This window comes from Curtobacterium sp. UNCCL20 (assembly GCF_900101675.1).
Lineage (GTDB): Bacteria > Actinomycetota > Actinomycetes > Actinomycetales > Microbacteriaceae > Curtobacterium.
Genome location: NZ_FNKG01000003.1, coordinates 94,329 through 111,013, shown reverse-complemented (window position 1 = coordinate 111,013; position 16,685 = coordinate 94,329). Strand labels below are relative to the sequence as shown.

Here is a 16,685-nt window from a genome sequence, read left to right as displayed (position 1 = left end):
CGAGCGTTTCCAGGATACCCGCCGGTCCTCGTACCCTTGGGGGCATGCGCCAGACCGCGATCGACCACGTCCCAGGGTTCGTCCTCGGCGACGGTGCCGCACGGTTCACGGTCCGGTCCGCCACCGCGACGTCCGTCCTGCTCGTCGTCGAACGGCCGGGTGCGGGCCAACGCCAGGACCAGGAACAGCCCACGTGGTTCCCACTCGAGCGCCTGCCGGACTCGGACGTGTGGACGGCGGAGACCCCGGGCGTCCGGCCCGGGGACCGTTACCACCTGCTCGTGGACGGTCCGGCGGGTCCCCGGCACGACTTCGATCCCGCACGGCCGCTGCTCGACCCCTACGCACGCGGGATCGTCCGGACCGGCGAGCACGCCGACCCGGCTCGCGAGGACGCCGACCCAGCCGGTGACGCCGCCGCTGACGCCACCGTCGCCGCGTCCGCCACGGGTCCCCGCTGGACGAGCGTCGTCGTCGACGACTCCTTCGACTGGGGCGGCGTCGTCAAGCCCCTCACCCCGCTCGACCGCACCGTCGTGTACGAGGCGAACGTCCGCACGCTCACGGCCGCGAACCCCGCCGTCCCCGAGCACCTCCGCGGCACGTACGCGGGCATCGCGCACGAGAGCACCATCGCCCACCTGCACCGCATCGGCGTGACGACGCTCGAGCTCCTCCCGGTGCACGCCTTCGACACCGAGCGGTGGCTGCACGAGGCCGGCCGCGAGAACGCGTGGGGCTACAACACGCTCGGCTTCTTCGCACCGCACGCCGCCTACGCCTCCCCGGACGCGCGCGCCGCCGGTCCGTCCGCGGTGCTCCGTGAGTTCAAGGGCATGGTCCGCCTGCTGCACGCCGCGGGCATCCAGGTCGTGCTGGACGTCGTCTACAACCACACCGCAGAAGAGGGCCTCGGCGGTCCGACGACCTCCCTGCGCGGGATCGACGGCGCGAACCGGTACCGCTGGACGGACGACGGCACGGCCTACTACGACACCACCGGGTGCGGCAACACGCTCGACACATCGGTCGAGGCCACGGCTGACCTCATCGTCGACAGCCTCGTCTACTGGGCGCGCGAGGTGCAGGTCGACGGCTTCCGCTTCGACCTGATGGCCGCGCTCGCCCGCGACGCCCACCACGCGTTCGACCCGGCGCACCCGCTGCTCGAGCGGATCCGGAACCACCCCGACCTGCAGGACACGCTCGTCATCGCCGAACCCTGGGACGTCGGCCCGGACGGCTGGAAGACCGGTTCGTTCGGCGCACGCACGAGCGAGTGGAACGACGGCTTCCGGAACACCGTGCGGCAGTTCTGGCTCACGGACATCGCCGAGGAACGGCGGAACGGTGCACCCGCGACCGGCATCGGCGCGCTCGCCGGGGCCCTGACCGGTTCACGGCACCTGTTCGACACGACGCGCGGCCCCCTCGCCGGCATCAACTTCGTGACGGCCCACGACGGCTTCACGTTGCTCGACCTGGTGTCGTACGACGGGAAGCACAACGAGGCGAACGGCGAGGAGAACCGCGACGGGTCGAACGACAACCGCTCGTTCAACCACGGCATCGAGGGTGACACCGCTGACCGCGGGGTGCGTGCCGCCCGCGGTCGGTCGATGCGGAACCTGCTCGCGACCCTCATGCTCTCCGCCGGCGTGCCGATGCTCACCGCCGGAGACGAGCGGAGCCGCAGCCAGCACGGCAACAACAACGCGTACGTCGTCTCCGAGGACCTCACCCCGGTGGACTGGTCCGACCACGACGACGCCGAGGCGATGACCGACGCCGTCGCCGCGCTCGCCCGGTTGCGTGCGGCACACCCGGCGCTCCGACCGACGCGGTTCGGTGTCGAGGGGCAGGAGACGCCGGGCGCCTCGCGGATGTCCTGGTACGGGCCGGACGGGCAGCCGATGACGGTCGCGGGCTGGGACCAGCCGATCCACCGGGCGCTGCAGTACTTCGCCGAGTCCACGCCGGAGCACGAGCCGTACGACCGGGTGCTCGTGGTCGTGCACGGCAGCGGGCGGACGCGGGACCTGACCCTGCCCGTCCGCGAGGACGTGCTCGGCTACCGGCTCGCTTGGTCCAGCGAGAAACACCGTGACCACGAGCGGCTGCGGCCGGCCGGCCAGGTCTTCACCGCGTACGGTCCGGGGATCCACGTCTTCGAGATAGCGTAGGGACGCACACCGCGAGACGGCGCGGCGAGGCGCGGGACGGCGTGGCCCGGCCCCGCCGGGCCGGAACCGGTCGCGCTGTGTCCCCGACGCACGACGGCCTGGAGGCGCGGGGCGGCCCCGCCACGCGCCTCCAGGGCTGCCCCTCCACAGGTCCACGGCACGCCCGGCCGTCCACAGGACGGCCATTCCGGAGAACGTGGAGGCGCTCGCCGGGTAGCGTCGGCTCCGTGGCCACCGCAGACCGACCCCGCCGACCGAAGATCGGGCGCATCCCGATCACCGAGCTCGCCCCCACCACCCCGAACGGATTCCCCGGCAAGGCCTTCGACGGCGAGGTGATCACGTTCGGTGCGACCGTCTTCCGCGAGGGACACGGCATCATCGGCGCCGACCTCGTCCTCGAACGCCCCGACGGGGGAACCAGGACCGTGCCGATGCTCCCCGGAGCCACGGGGACCGACCGCTTCGAGGCGACGGTGCAGGTCGACCACGTCGGGGTCTGGACGTGGCACGTCGAGTCCTACTCCGACGACTGGGCCACCTGGCTGCACGCCGCTCGGCTGAAGATCGCCGCGGGCGTCGACACCGAGGCGACGCTGCTCGACGGCGCCGCCCTGCTCGACCGGCTCGCCGACGAGACCGACTCCCCCGCAGCGACCCGAGCGGCCGCCCGGGTCCGCGACACCGACCTCGACCCGGCCGAGCGCCTGGCCGCCGTCGACGACCCGCGCATCACCGCCGAGGTGGAAGAGGCACCGCTCACCTCGCTGCGCACGCACTCCCCCACGCAGCTGCTCGACGTCGAGCGCACCCGTGCCGGCGTCGGCGCCTGGTACGAGTTCTTCCCCCGGAGCGAAGGCGCGAAGAAGAACGCCGACGGCTCCTGGAAGAGCGGCGACTTCCGAACCGCGGCCCGCCGCCTGCCCGCCGTCGCCCGGATGGGGTTCGACGTCGTCTACCTGCCGCCGATCCACCCGATCGGCACCACCGCCCGCAAGGGCCCGAACAACACGCTCACCCCGGGACCGAACGACCCCGGCAGCCCGTGGGCGATCGGTTCACCCGAGGGCGGCCACGACGCCATCCACCCCGACCTCGGCACCGAGGACGACTTCCGCGACTTCGTCGAGACGGCGAAGAACACCGGGATGGAAGTGGCGCTCGACTTCGCGCTGCAGTGCTCCCCGGACCACCCCTGGGTGACCGCCCACCCGGAGTGGTTCACGGTGCGCGCGGACGGCTCCATCGCCACCGCGGAGAACCCGCCGAAGCGCTACCAGGACATCTACCCGATCCAGTTCGACACCGATCCCGAGGGCATCGTCGCCGAGGTCCTCCGCGTGCTCCGGCACTGGATCGCGTTCGGCATCCGGATCTTCCGCGTCGACAACCCGCACACGAAGCCGCTCTGGTTCTGGGAGCGCGTCATCCGCGAGGTCCGCGACGAGCACCCGGACACGGTGTTCCTCGCCGAGGCGTTCACCCGCCCGGCGATGATGCGGGCCCTGGCCGAGGTCGGGTTCCAGCAGTCGTACTCGTACTTCACGTGGCGGAACACGAAGGACGAGATCGCCGAGTACTTCGACGAGCTCTCCCACGAGACCAGCGCGTACCTGCGGCCGAACCTGTTCGTGAACACGCCGGACATCCTCACCGAGTACCTGCAGTTCGGCGGTCGCGCGGGCTACAAGATCCGGGCCGCACTCGCAGCCACCGGAGCGCCGACGTGGGGCATGTACTCCGGGTACGAGCTCTTCGAGGACGTCGCCCGCCCGGGGTCGGAAGAGAACATCGACAACGAGAAGTACGAGTACAAGCCCCGCGACTTCGCCCTGGCCGAGGCCGAGGGTGCGAGTCTCGCGCCCTACGTCACGATGCTCAACCGCTTCCGGCAGGCGCACCCGGCACTCCGCCAGCTCCGCAACCTGCACGTGCACGACGCCGAGGACCCGGCCATCGTCGTGTACTCGAAGCACCTGCCCGGGCGGTTCATCCGCTCGGGCCGCGACGACACCGTGATCGTCGTCGCGAACGTCGATCCCCACTCGGCCCGTGAGACCACGGTCCACCTCGACCTCGCCGCCCTCGGCCTCGACCCGGAGCAGGCGTTCGACGTCCGCGACGTCGTGACCGGCCAGCGCTGGGTCTGGGGATCGTCGAACTACGTCCGCCTGGACGCGTTCCAGGAACCCGTGCACCTGCTCGTCGTGGAGGGACCCCACCGATGACCGACAACCGCTCCGAGGACGACGCACCGAAGGCAGCGCCGACGAACCGGGGCCAGGGGCCGAGCGTGCCTCCTGTCCCGCCGCCGCCTCCGCCCGTGCTGCCCCGTCGCATGCCGGCCGACACCCCTCGTCCCACCCACCCCGCGCAGCACGTGGCGCCGGAACCCGAGGCGGCTGCCGGTCGTCAGGTCGCGCCTCCCGAGCCGGAGACCCCGCGCTACGAACCACGGGTCTCCGCCCCCGGCGAGGACCTGCCGGGGGCTCCGCCGCCCCACCGTGAGTCGCCCGACCGCGACGTCCCGGAGTCCGCGACGCTCGCCGGACACGCGTCCGACGCCGCGCACCCTCGGCACGTCACGGCCGACTCGGTCGGGTCGCGCCCGGAGTCCGCTGCGCCGAGTGCGAGTGCGGAGACGACTGCGACTGCGACTGCGACTGCGGCTGCGGCGGCGGCGGTGACCGAGGCCGCACCCGGCACCGGCTCCGGCACCGCACCGGGCCCCGGCACCGGTGACGGTGCGGACGCGCCCACCAGCGAGGGCGGCAGCCCGCTCGCCCCGACCGACGGAGCGGGCGCCAGCGGTGCCTCCGGCCACGTCGCCACCGCCACGACCGGTCCCCGACCCGCACCGCTCGAGGAGTGGCTCCGCCAGCAGGTCGCCGAGGCCCGCTGGTCGCAGCCGCACGACGTCCTCGGCCCGCACCCGGTCGACGGCGGCACCAGCGTGCGCGTGGTCCGGCACCTCGCCTCGGCGGTCCGCATCGTGCGGCCCGACGGGGACGACATCGAGCTCACCCACGAGGGTGACGGTCTCTGGGCAGGCGCCACCACGGACACCCTCGGTCGCTACCGGGTCGAAGCGGACTACGACTTCGACGAGTCGACGGACAGCGACGACGCCACCTGGACGACGGACGACGCCTACCGGTTCGCCCCGACGATCGGCGAGCTCGACCTGTTCCTGTTCGGCGAGGGCCGTGACGAGCAGCTGTGGAACCACCTCGGCGCGCACGTGATGACCGTCGACGGCGTCGAGGGTGTCTCGTTCACCGTCTGGGCACCCCGTGCCACCGCGGTCCGCGTGATCGGCGATTTCGAGGGCTGGGAGGGGCGCACCACGGCGATGCGCCGTCTCACCGACCTCGGCGTCTGGGAGCTGTTCTGGCCCGGCGCGATGGTCGGCCAGCGGTACAAGTTCCAGATCCTCACCGACGCCGGCTGGGTCGAGCGCGCGGACCCGTTCGCGCGCCGTGCCGAGGTCCCGCCGCTCACCGCGTCCGTCGTCACCGAGTCCGACTACACGTGGTCCGAGGGCGACGCGCAGTGGATGGAGCACCGCGCGAAGACCACGACGCACGACCGGCCGATGAGCGTCTACGAGGTGCACCTCGGCTCGTGGCGGCCCGGCCTGTCCTACCGCGAGGCGGCCGACCAGCTCATCGGGCACGTCCAGTACCTCGGGTTCACCCACGTCGAGTTCCTCCCGCTCGCCGAGCACCCGTTCGGCGGCTCCTGGGGCTACCAGGTCACCGGGTACTACGCCCCGACTGCGCGGTTCGGCTCCCCCGACGACCTCCGGTACCTCATCGACCGCCTGCACTCGGCGGGCATCGGCGTGATCATGGACTGGGTCCCCGGGCACTTCCCGAAGGACGAGTGGGCACTCGGCAAGTTCGACGGGCACGCGCTCTTCGAGCACCCCGACCCCCGCCGCGGCGAACAGCTCGACTGGGGCACCTACGTGTTCGACTTCGGGCAGCCGCAGGTCCGGAACTTCCTCGTCGCGAACGCCCTGTACTGGTTCGAGGAGTTCCACATCGACGGCCTCCGGGTCGACGCCGTGGCGTCGATGCTCTACCTCGACTACTCCCGCACCGAGTGGCTGCCGAACGTGCACGGCGGGCGCGAGAACCTCGAGGCGATCTCGTTCCTGCAGGAGACGAACGCCACCGCGTACAAGCGCTACCCCGGCATCGTGATGATCGCCGAGGAGAGCACCTCGTGGCCGGGCGTCACCCAGCCGACGAGCGCGGGCGGCCTCGGGTTCGGCCAGAAGTGGAACATGGGCTGGATGCACGACTCGCTGCAGTACATCGAGCGCGAGCCCCTGTACCGGAGCTACCACCACGACGAGATCACGTTCTCGTTCGTCTACGCGTTCAGCGAGCAGTTCACGCTGCCGATCAGCCACGACGAGGTCGTGCACGGCAAGGGTTCGCTCTACGGCAAGATGCCCGGCGACGAGTGGCAGAAGCGCGCGAACGTCCGGGCCTACCTGGCCTTCATGTGGGCGCACCCCGGCAAGCAGCTGCTGTTCATGGGGCAGGAGTTCGCGCAGCCGAGCGAGTGGTCCGAGGCCCGCGGGCTCGACTGGTGGCTCCTCGACGACCCGGGCCACCGCGGTGTGCAGGACCTCGTCGCGTCCCTCAACCGCGTGTACCGCGAGACGCCGGCGCTCTGGACCCACGACGCCACGGCGGACGGGTTCGAGTGGATCGAGGGTGGGGACGCGCCGCACTCGACGCTCGGGTTCCTCCGCAAGGACGGCGACGACCGGCTGGCGGTGTTCGTGAACTTCTCGGGCGTCCCGGTCGAACGGCGCTTCGGGCTGCCGGCCGCCGGTGCCTGGCACGAGGTCCTCAACACCGACGCGGCCGAGTACGGCGGGTCCGGGGTGGGGAACCTCGGTGTCGTCACCGCCGAGGACACTCCGTGGGCCGGACGCCCGGCGTCCGCGCACCTCGTGGTGCCGCCGCTCGGCGCCGTCTGGCTGAAGCTGGCGCGGTAGACGCGACCCGGTACAGACAGGAGGCGCGGTGCCAGCTGACACCGCGCCTCCTGTCTGCGTGGACGGATCGTCTAGTACAGCGCGTTCGCCAGCCGACGACGGGCCGCGATCACGCGCGGGTCCTCGGCACCGATGAGCTCGAAGTACTCGACGAGCCGGACGCGGAGTGCCTCGCGGTCGTCCCCGAACACCGTCGGGACGATCTCGAGCAGCCGCCCGAACGCGTCGTCGACGTGTCCGCCGGCGATGTCGAGGTCCGCCACGGCGAGCTGCGCCTGGACGTCCGACGGGCCGGCGGCAGCAGCCGCGCGGATGTCGTCCGCCGTGCGTCCGTCCAGCCGATCGAGGAGCGACACCTGCGCGAGCCCGGCGACGGCCATCTGGTCGTGCGGGTCCTGCGCGATGGCCGTCTTGTACTCCTGGATCGCGGTGGCGTAGTCGCCCTGCTCGATCGCGTCGTACGCGGCCTGGTGGTGCGGCGGCAACGGCTCCGGTTCGGGCTCACCCTGCTCGGCGGCATCGACCGGTCCTGCGCCGTCGACGACCACCCGGCCGGCGACGCCGTTCTGCTCGGCGGCGGCGAGCACCTGCTCGAAGACGTCTCGCACCTGGGCTTCGGGCAGCGCGCCGACGAAGAGCCCGAGGGGCCGTCCGCCGATGAGCGCGGCGACGGTCGGGATGGACTGCGCCTGGAACGCCTGCACGAGCTGCGGGTTGGTGTCCGCGTCGACCTTGGCGAGCAGGACGCGACCGTCGTACTCGGCGGTCAGCTGCTCGAGGATCGGCGAGAGCTGCTTGCAGGGCCCGCACCACTCGGCCCAGATGTCGACGATGACCGGGACGATCGAGGACAGCTGGAGCACGTCCTGGAAGGTCTGGTCGGTGACGTCGAGGACGAGCGACGGGACGGTCAGGTCGGCACCGGTCTCGCTGCCGGGGGCGCCGGGGCCGCCGGGCTGGCCGCCCGCACCGGGGCCGCCGACCGCACCGGGAGCACCGGCGACGGCACCGGACGGCGCCGATTGCTGCGGCCGCTGCGCGCGGTCGACGAGGGACGACAGGTCGACCGCTCCGCGGAGACCGGACGGGGTCGGGGGGACGTTGGTCATTGCACCTCACTCGCTGCTGTCAGGCCCTGCGTGAACCCGAGCAGGACCACTTTGTCATCGGTGCCCACCGGGGGCACGTAGAAGAGCAACTGGACGCCGTACGTGGCGGTGATGCCCTTCTTGCTGGAGTCGACACCGGAGAGCGCCTTGACCGCGCCCTCGGTGTTCACCTCGGCGCCGGCTGCGGTCGGCGTCACCTTCTCGATCTCGTTGAGCTCGGCCGAGACCAGGGCTCCGGCGCCGTCGGTCGCGATGGCCGTCGCGCTGTCCGCGGGGACCTCGGACGAGTACTCGATCTTCGCGGTGTCCGGCAGGGACTCGGACTTCTTGTCCTTGTACGCCTTGCCGATGGTCGACCGGAGACCGTCGCCGTCGGACTGGAACAGCGGCGCGTACGCGCTGTCCTTGTCCTTCGACAGGATGTCGCCGTAGACACGGCCGATCTGGTCGGGCGCGATCGCGAGCAGCTTGGTGTTCGGGGTGAGGAGCGCGGCACCGATCGACGTCGGTGCGAGGCTCGGGATCTTCGCCGCGGCCTCGAGCGAGACGTCGTACGCGACCTTGTAGTCGTCGCGCGCGGAGTCCTGCACGAGCGTCAGGGCCTGCGGTGCGGACTTCGCGTCGCAGTCCTCGGCGACGACGGCGAACACCGTGCGCGGCCACGAGTCGGTCTGCTGGGGCAGGGCGACGCAGACCTGGTCGGCCGAGATCGTCGGCGGGGCGTCCACGTCGGTGTCCTTGCCGCGGATCGTGTAGTTCGCCTCGCGCAGTTCGAGTGCCGCGCCGGTGAACCGCTCGGCGGCGACCTTCGCGTCGCGGGCGTCGTCGGCCTTCTTCGCGACGTCGGCGACGCGCTCGGCGATGCGCTTGATCTGCTGGCTGCTCGCGGCGGTCGGCTCGCTCTGCGCGGCTGCTCCGGTCGCCGTGGCGGTCGGTGTCGGCGTCGCCGCCGACGATCCCTGCGGCCAGTAGTCGGACGAGCAGCCGGCGAGGCCGAGCGCCCCGACGAGGAGCACCGGGATCGCGACGAACGCCCGGCGACCGCGACGGCCGCGGACGGGCACCTGGGCGCCTGCAGCTGCCGCGCGGCGCGAGGCACGGACGCGTGGCGGACGGGAACCCCCGCTGCGGCGACGAGGGCCACGACCACGGCGCTGGTGGACGAAGGCCCAGATGAGCAGGACGATGCCACCGACGAGGAACACGCCGCCGGCGACCAGGAGCGGCCCGACACTCGGGGTCGCGGTGGACCGCGGCCAGGTGACGGAGACGTCGCTCGGCGCGGCCGCGGACCCGTCGCCCACGATGATCACGGAGACGTCCTTCGGCAGCCGGACGGTGAACTGTCCGGCGCTGTCGTACTCCTGGTACCAGAGGTCGCTGCCGGCGGGGTCCGGCACCGTCGACTCGCTGCCGGTGGTCCGGCCGACGAGGCTCCCCTTGTCGGCGTCGAAGCGCATGGTGGTGTGCTTCGCGTCACCGACCCAGGCGTCCACGTCGGTCGTCTTGCCGTAGGCGGCGAAGACCTTGCCGGAGCCGGAGACGTTGATGCGCTGGTAGCCGGGGTTCGCGTTGAGCGTCGACCCCGGGATGACCGTCACCGGGGCGGAGCTCTTCGACGACGATGCCGCGACGAGCGACGACGGTGGCTCGAAGACGGTTCGCTGTCCGACCGCGAGCGCGACGAGCAGCAGACCGATGACGAAACTGACGATCGCCAGGACGAATCGCACGGATCTTCTCCCTACCGCGCCGGGGTGGGGGTGACGGCGCGCGAATCAGCGCCCCAGGATAGCGAGGGAGTCTGGACGGCGCATCCCCCAGCGCTGTCCGCGAACACAGCCGCGCTCGCGGACGCGCCACTACAATCGTGCCCGGGCCGGATCGGGCCCTCCGCCGAGCACCAGGAGCGAACACGTGGCGAACGACGAGGCAGAGTTCGGGACCGAGCTGCGCGGGTACCGCCGCGAAGACGTGGACCGGGCGCTGAACGACCTGCGCCGCGAGCTCATCAAGTCGAACAACGACCGCGCGGACGCCGCGAAGGAGATCCGTCTCCTGCAGTCCCGGGTCTCCGATCTGCAGGGCGAGCTCGACGAGGCCGGCACTCCGACGTACAGCGGGCTGGGCACCCGGCTCGAGTCCACCCTCCGCGTCGCCGAGGAGCAGTCCACCCGGCTCATCAGCCAGGCCGACATCGACGCACAGCGACTCCGGGCCTCCAGCCGCGCCGAGGCCGAACGCACCTTGCGCGAGGCGCAGGAAGAAGCCCGCGACACCCTCGAGGACGCCCGCACCCGCTCGACGAACGAACTGACCCGCGCCCGCGCCGAGTCGGCCGACACCGTCGAGCGCGCCCGCGCCGAGGCCGGTCTGCTCGTGCAGGACGCCCGCAACGAAGCCGCGGCGATCCGCGGCGCCGCCGTCACCGAGGCGGCCGAGGTCCGGTCCGTCGCGATCCGCGAGACGAACGCCCTCCGCGCCGAGGTCGAGCACGAGGTCGCCGAGCTGCGCGAGCTGGCCCAGCGTGAGTCTGCCGAGTCCCGCCAGGCAGCCGCCGACCTCGACCGCGAGACCGAGCACCGCCGCAGCGTCTTCGAGGCCGACCACGCCCGTCGCATCGCGGACCTCGACCACGAGGAGACCACCCGCCGTGCGGCGCTCGAGCGCGAGGTGACCGAGGGGCGCGCGGCCTGGCACCGCGAGCGCGACGAGCAGCAGCAGGCGCACGCCCTCGAGCTCGAGACCGGACGCGCCGACCTCGCGTCCGAGGTCGACCGTCGACGCGCCGAGCTCGAAGCCGAACTGGCCGACCAGCGTCGCGCCCTCGCCGAGGAACTCGCCGCCGCCCGTGCCCAGTGGGAGCGCGAACTCGCGAGCGCCCGCACCGCACTCGACCAGGAGATCGAGGCCGCCCGCGCCCTGCTCCGCGTCGACGAGGAGCAGACCCGCGCCGAGAACGCCCGCCTGGTCGAGGAGACCGCCGAGCGCATCGCCCGCGAGCTCGAGGAGCACGCCGGCCGGATCGAGCGTGAGCGCGCCGAGGCCGCCGCCGCCGCCGAACGAGCCGTCCGCGAGCACGAGAACGACCTCGCCGCCCGTCGGGAGCGCGAGCACGCCGAGGTCGACACCGAGATCGCCGACCGCCGCACCGCCGAACTCGACACGCTCGAGGCCGAGCGCACGGCCCTCCGCCAGGAGATCGACACCGCCCGTGCCGATCTCGCGAAGGAGCGCGACGAGGTCCGGGCCGAGATCGCCCGCGAACGCGACGAGGCACGCACCACGCTCGAGTCCGAGCTCGCTGCCCGCCGCGACGACGCCGAGCAGGACTACCTCCAGAAGCACCACGAGACGGTCACCGAGACGCAGAAGTACCTCGACGAGGCGAACCTGCAGCTCGCCGAGGCGACCCGCCGCGCAGCCGAGGCCCGCGAACGCGCCGAGCGGCTCCAGCAGGAGGCCGACGACCTCGAGCGCTCCAGCACGTCCGAGGCGCAGGAGCACGCCCGCACCATCGTGGCGGACGCCCAGGACCGCGTGCACAAGATGATCGCGGACGCCGAGGAGCGCACCGCCGCCGTCATCGCCGAGTCGGAAGACCGCCTCGCGGCCATCCGCACGGAACGCGACGCCGTCGCCGGCTACCTCGAGAACCTCCGCGGCGTGCTCACCCACGCGACGGGGCTGCTCGGCGCCGCCCCCGCAGAGGACGTCGCGACCGCCGACGACGACGAGGACGTCACCGCCCGCTGACGCGAGCGTGCGCGTCGCCTCCGGCGCGTCGTGACCACGTTGCGGCCTGGAGGCGCGTGACGGGTCCGATCCGTGCCTCCAGGCCGACCGGCGGTCACGTCACGGGCGCTGGGTCGCGACCACGGGGGTTCAGGCCGGGACGTGCGTCGGCAGCGGCGCGCTGCCGGGGACGACGAGGTCGGCGATCGTGTCAAGCACGGTGCGGACGTACCGCTCCCCCACCCAGAGGTGCTTCGCGCCCTCCACCGGGACCACCCGGATGCCCGGGGCCAGCGCGAACCGACGTGCTGCCTCGTCCGGCTGCAGGAAGTCGTCGTGCTCGGGGACGAGTGCCACGACGGGCACGTCGACGCCGGCCCAGCGGGCGAGTTCCTCGTCGGAGGTGCGGTGCAGCGGCGGCGAGAGCAGGACGATCCCCGCCACGGTGCCGGCGTCGACGTGCTCGAGCGCGTGCTTGAGCACCACCTCGGTGCCGAACGACCAGCCGACGAGCCACGGCGTCGGCAGTCCGCGGTCGACGACGTCGGTGACGGCCGCGCGGAGGTCGAAGCCCTCGGAGACACCGTCGCCGAACACACCCTCGGACGTGCCGCGCGGTGACGTCACGGAGCGGAAGTTGAAGCGGAGCACCGCGATGTCCGCGAGGGCGGGCAGCCGGGCGGCGGCCTTCTTGAGGATGTGGGAGTCCATGAAGCCGTGCGCCGTCGGCAGCGGGTGCAGCGTCACGATGGTGCCGCGCGCCGGCCGGTCGAGGGGCTCCGCAAGCTCCCCGACCAGCGTCAGGTGGTCGTCGGTGACGAGCTCGATGTCGGTCCGGCGGGCGGGCAGCTCGGTGTTCGACCGGATCTCGGCGCCCGGGGCAGGCTCGGAGTTCGACCGGGTCTCGGCGCCGGTGGCGGGCTCGGTGCCGGGCACCGTGTGGGCTCCGGTCGCGTCGCCGGCTCCGGTCGCGTCGTCAGCGGTCATGCGATGCTCCAGCAGTGGTTGTGCCAGTGGCGACGGGACGCGAGGTCCGCCTCGTCGCCGAGGACCCCGTCGGCACGCCACACCACGACGTGCGCGACGCCGGGCAGCACGGTCCCACCGCAGCCCGGGCAGATGTACTCCTTCTGCGCGGACGCGGCCGAGATCGGCTGCACGAGGTACTCGCGACCCCGACGGACCTCGGTGCGCTTCCAGGAGCTCATCAACCGGTCGAGGCCGGTCGGCTCCTCTTCGGGCCCGAACGGACGGCCGTGTGGACGCCGCGGGCGGTTGCTGCGCGGCACCCCCGACAGCCGATCAGTACCAGTTGTTCGCGACGCTGTGCGCCCAGGCACCACACGGCGTGCCGTAGACACCCGAGATGTAGTTGAGGCCCCAGGTGATCTGCGTCGCCGGGTTCGTCTGCCAGTCGGCGCCGGCCGAGGCCATCTTGCTGCCCGGGAGCGCCTGCGGGATGCCGTAGGCGCCGCTCGGGTTGTAGGCGTTGACGCGCCAGCCGGACTCCTTGTTCCACAGGGAGACGAGGCAGTTGTACTGGTCCGAACCCCACCCGCGGGCGGTCACGAGCTGCTGCGCGATGGCCTGGGCACTGCCCGGGTCCGGCGTCGCCGCGGCGGCGGCGAGGGTGTTCGTCGGCGTGACGGTCTTGGCGGCCGAGTCGTCGGTCGCGGTGTCGTCGGTGGTCTCGGTCTTCGGCTTCTCGACGACCTTCGGCTTCGGCAGGGTGACGCCGTAGCCGTCGCGGGAGACGTCGAACGAGGCGTAGGTGCCGTGCGCCGTGTACTGCTGCGGCTCGACGGGGGCCTTGACGAGCACCGGAGCCGACACCGCGGCCTGTGCCACGTCGGGCTGCATCGGGTTGAACAGCGAACCGCCGACGAACCCGAACACCGCGAAGAACGACAGCGCGGGGATGGTCGCACGCTTGCGCATGAACGTGTTGACGCCGCGCGGCTTCGACGCTGCCGTGACGGCACGCGCCCGGCGCTGCTTGTCGATGCGCGGGCTGACCGGCGTCGTCGGAGCGGCGGCGCGGGCCGACGAGGCGTCCGAGACGCGGTTCGCGGCGACCGACTTCGGAGCGCTGTGCGGTTCGGCGGCGGCGTGTGGGCTGGGAGCGCTGTGCGGGTTGGTGGCGCTGTGTGGGTTGGTGGCGCTGTGTGCGTCCAGCACGCTTCCCGGGGTGGTCGGCACCGATGCCGTCACCACGATCGGGTTCGCCGGGAGGACCGAGTTCTCCGCCGTGCGGGTTCGGTTCAGTGCCGCGCGGCGCTCACCGGCGGCCGTGAGGCCGAGGTGCTCGCGGGTATCGCGGTCGGAGCTGATGTCTGCCGTGTGCCTGCCCATGAGTTCGACCAGGATAACGGAACGATCACGGAAAGCGAAGCACCGATCCCCCGCGCGTCGCTACCGGACAGCGAGCATGACCTCGACGACGGCGTCGAGCAGTGCGTCGACCTGCGATTCGCGGTACCCGCCGTGCTTCGGCCGGAACACGACCGAGCGCACCTCGGTGAGGCTGAGCGGCTTCCCCTCGCGGAAGTAGCCGCCGAGGCGCTTCGCGAACGCGTCGACGTCCTTCGGGTGGTACCCGGTGCCGAGGAAGCTGACACGGCTGAACCGCTGCCCGTCCGGCCGCTCCAGGCGCGCCACGACGTCGGAGGCCTTGCCGCGGGCTTCGGCGTACCAGGCCTTCTGCCCGACCGAGGCGATCTCGCGCTCACGCTCCCGGGCGGCGAACGCGTCCTCGAGGCGCTCGAGCGCGGCATCGACGTGGGCGGTCGAGTAGCCGCCCTTCCGCATCGAGAACGCGGTCGCGCGGATCTTCGCCGCTTCGATCGCGGGAGCGCTGTCGTTCGCCGTGTACGCACGACGGGCGTCCTCGAGGAAACGCTCGACCTCGTCGACGTCGTATCCGAGGGCGGAGCGGTCTGCGTTCGGGAAGGTGGTGGCCACGGCGACATTCTGCCAGGACCGGACCCTGGGACGACCTGGACGCGCGGTGCGGCGCGCTCAGCGGGTGCCCACGCCGCTGCTGACGCGGGTGCCCGGCCGCACGATCAGTGGTTGACGACGAGGTACAGCACGTACGCGACCGCAGCCGACGGCAGGATGCTGTCGATCCGGTCGAGCAGGCCGCCGTGTCCGGGCAGGAACGACGAGATGTCCTTGATCCCGAGGTCACGCTTGATCATCGACTCGGTGAGGTCACCCAGGGTCGCGGACCCCGAGATGAGCACGCCGAGGACGACGCCGGTCCACCAGGGCAGCCCGAGCATGAGCCACGACACCACGATGCCGACGATGATGCTCGCCGCGACCGAGCCGGCGAACCCCTCCCACGTCTTCTTCGGGCTGATCCGGGGCGCCATCGGGTGCTTGCCGAGGTTCAGCCCGGTGGCGTAGGCGCCCGTGTCCACCGCCACCACGACGAGGATGAACGCGATCACCCACAGCGCGCCGGACGGCTGTGCGGACAGCAGCACGACACAGGCACCGAGCAGGCTGATGTACGCCTGCACGAACAGCCCGTTCGTCAGGTCACGCGTGACGTTGCCGGCCGACGGCTTCGGCGTCGCGAACGCCACCTCGACCAGGCGCCACAGGCTGATGAAGACGATGCCGCCCAGCAGCGTGAACAGCGCCGGGATCTGCCCGCCGAGGAACGCCGCCGGGACCACCGCCACGCTGACCAGCACGCTCGGGATCCGGGGGACGTCGCGCCCCGCGAAGCGCATCGCACTGGCGAGCTCGTACACCCCCACACCGAGCAGGAACGCCGCCACGACCATGAAGGACGGCGTCCAGATGAGGAGCGATCCGAGCATGACGACCGCGAACGCGAGGGCGATCCCGATCGCGGCCGGCAGGTTGCGGCCGGTGCGTGCGGTCAGTGCCTCGTTGCGGGCGCCGAAGTCGGCCTTCCGCTGCCGGAGCTGCGCCTCGAAGTCCGTGCGCGCAGCACGTGCACGCGCATCGAAGTCCTGGCGCAGCCCCTTGGCGGAACGCTTCTGTGCTGTGGGGCGGTCATCACCCTGGTCTGGACGGGGCATCAGACCTCGAGGAGTTCGGCTTCCTTCTTCTTCAGCGCGTCGTCGATCTGATCGACGTGCTTCTTCGTCAGGGCCTCGAGGTCCTTGTCGCCGCGGGCGATCTCGTCGTCGGAGATCTCCCCCTTCAGGGCGTCGAGGTCGTCCTTCGCCCTGCGTCGGATGTTGCGGATGACGACCTTGTGGTCCTCACCCTTGCCGCGCACGAGCTTCACGAACTCCTTGCGGCGGTCCTGCGTGAGTTCCGGGATCGTGACACGCACGATCTCGCCGTCGTTCGACGGGCTCGCGCCGAGGTTCGGGAACGTCGCGATCGCGCGCTCGATCTCCTTGAGCGCGGTCTTGTCGTACGGCGTCACGATGAGCGTGCGTGCCTCGGGCGTCTGCAGCGACGCGAGCTGCGCCAGCGGCGTCGGCGTGCCGTAGTACTCGACCGGGATCTTCTGGAAGAGCGCGGCGTTGATCCGGCCGGTTCGGACGGTCGAGAAGTCGTCCTTGGCGACCTCCACGGCCTTCGCCATCTTCTCGGTGGCTTCGGTCAGGACATCACTGATCACGGTGGTTCTCCTTCGGTACTGGCGTCGAG

11 protein-coding genes and 1 pseudogene are annotated in these 16,685 nt (G+C 71.9%); 4 read left to right on the top strand and 8 right to left on the bottom strand.

Annotated features, from left to right (window positions below; genetic code table 11):
- Positions 1 to 44 precede the first annotated feature (44 nt).
- From glgX to glgB, 3 genes and pseudogenes are all read left to right on the top strand, one after another.
- On the top strand, positions 45 to 2,183 hold the full coding sequence (glgX, locus tag BLT36_RS13695; protein ID WP_092095996.1) for a glycogen debranching protein GlgX: 2,139 nt from the start codon (positions 45 to 47) through the stop codon (positions 2,181 to 2,183).
- Between the two features lie 227 nt (positions 2,184 to 2,410).
- Positions 2,411 to 4,411 carry an alpha-1,4-glucan--maltose-1-phosphate maltosyltransferase gene (locus tag BLT36_RS13690; protein ID WP_254787653.1) on the top strand — a complete coding sequence of 667 codons (2,001 nt, stop codon included), beginning with the start codon at positions 2,411 to 2,413 and terminating at the stop codon, positions 4,409 to 4,411.
- Positions 4,408 to 7,197, top strand: a pseudogene (gene glgB, locus BLT36_RS13685) (1,4-alpha-glucan branching protein GlgB); the annotation flags it as partial. The gene BLT36_RS13690 and the pseudogene glgB, both read left to right, overlap by 4 nt.
- Before the next feature lie 74 nt (positions 7,198 to 7,271).
- Here the strand turns inward: glgB and BLT36_RS13680 are convergent.
- Positions 7,272 to 8,309, bottom strand: a complete 1,038-nt coding sequence (locus tag BLT36_RS13680; RefSeq protein ID WP_092095995.1) for a tetratricopeptide repeat protein — start codon at positions 8,307 to 8,309, stop codon at positions 7,272 to 7,274.
- Positions 8,306 to 10,042 (bottom strand): DUF8094 domain-containing protein, encoded by a 1,737-nt coding sequence (locus BLT36_RS13675; protein ID WP_092095993.1) that lies wholly within the window; start codon positions 10,040 to 10,042, stop codon positions 8,306 to 8,308. Before BLT36_RS13675 ends, BLT36_RS13680 begins: the two co-directional genes overlap by 4 nt.
- A 184-nt stretch (positions 10,043 to 10,226) precedes the next feature.
- On the opposite strand from BLT36_RS13675, the gene BLT36_RS13670 reads away from it, so the two are divergent.
- Entirely contained in the window at positions 10,227 to 12,065 is a 1,839-nt protein-coding gene (locus BLT36_RS13670; protein ID WP_092095992.1) for a coiled-coil domain-containing protein, read from the top strand.
- A gap of 129 nt (positions 12,066 to 12,194) precedes the next feature.
- On the opposite strand, the gene BLT36_RS13665 is transcribed toward BLT36_RS13670, so the two are convergent.
- The 6 genes from BLT36_RS13665 to frr form a co-directional block, all read right to left on the bottom strand.
- Entirely contained in the window at positions 12,195 to 13,031 is an 837-nt protein-coding gene (locus BLT36_RS13665) for an alpha/beta hydrolase (RefSeq protein WP_254787651.1), read from the bottom strand.
- On the bottom strand, positions 13,028 to 13,333 hold the full coding sequence (locus BLT36_RS13660; RefSeq protein WP_175529649.1) for a hypothetical protein: 306 nt from the start codon (positions 13,331 to 13,333) through the stop codon (positions 13,028 to 13,030). The genes BLT36_RS13665 and BLT36_RS13660 overlap by 4 nt, the downstream gene beginning before the upstream one ends.
- Positions 13,334 to 13,346: 13 nt before the next feature.
- On the bottom strand, positions 13,347 to 14,396 hold the full coding sequence (locus BLT36_RS19055; RefSeq protein WP_254787649.1) for an aggregation-promoting factor C-terminal-like domain-containing protein: 1,050 nt from the start codon (positions 14,394 to 14,396) through the stop codon (positions 13,347 to 13,349).
- Positions 14,397 to 14,456: 60 nt separating this feature from the next.
- Positions 14,457 to 15,005 carry a DivIVA domain-containing protein gene (locus tag BLT36_RS13650; protein ID WP_092095989.1) on the bottom strand — a complete coding sequence of 183 codons (549 nt, stop codon included), beginning with the start codon at positions 15,003 to 15,005 and terminating at the stop codon, positions 14,457 to 14,459.
- A 104-nt stretch (positions 15,006 to 15,109) separates the two neighbouring features.
- Positions 15,110 to 16,102: a phosphatidate cytidylyltransferase gene (locus BLT36_RS13645; protein WP_175529648.1), complete on the bottom strand. Its 993-nt coding sequence runs from the start codon at positions 16,100 to 16,102 to the stop codon at positions 15,110 to 15,112.
- Positions 16,102 to 16,656: a ribosome recycling factor gene (gene frr / locus BLT36_RS13640; RefSeq protein WP_092095987.1), complete on the bottom strand. Its 555-nt coding sequence runs from the start codon at positions 16,654 to 16,656 to the stop codon at positions 16,102 to 16,104. Before frr ends, BLT36_RS13645 begins: the two co-directional genes overlap by 1 nt.
- Between the last annotated feature and the right edge of the window lie 29 nt (positions 16,657 to 16,685).

Excerpts from the sequence above, each read along its gene's own strand:
- glgX (WP_092095996.1), top strand. The coding sequence starts at position 45 with ATGCGCCAGACCGCGATCGACCACGTCCCAGGGTTCGTCCTCGGCGAC.
- BLT36_RS13680 (WP_092095995.1), bottom strand. The coding sequence starts at position 8,309 with ATGACCAACGTCCCCCCGACCCCGTCCGGTCTCCGCGGAGCGGTCGAC.
- BLT36_RS13665 (WP_254787651.1), bottom strand. The coding sequence starts at position 13,031 with ATGACCGCTGACGACGCGACCGGAGCCGGCGACGCGACCGGAGCCCAC.
- BLT36_RS19055 (WP_254787649.1), bottom strand. The coding sequence starts at position 14,396 with ATGGGCAGGCACACGGCAGACATCAGCTCCGACCGCGATACCCGCGAG.
- BLT36_RS13645 (WP_175529648.1), bottom strand. The coding sequence starts at position 16,102 with ATGCCCCGTCCAGACCAGGGTGATGACCGCCCCACAGCACAGAAGCGT.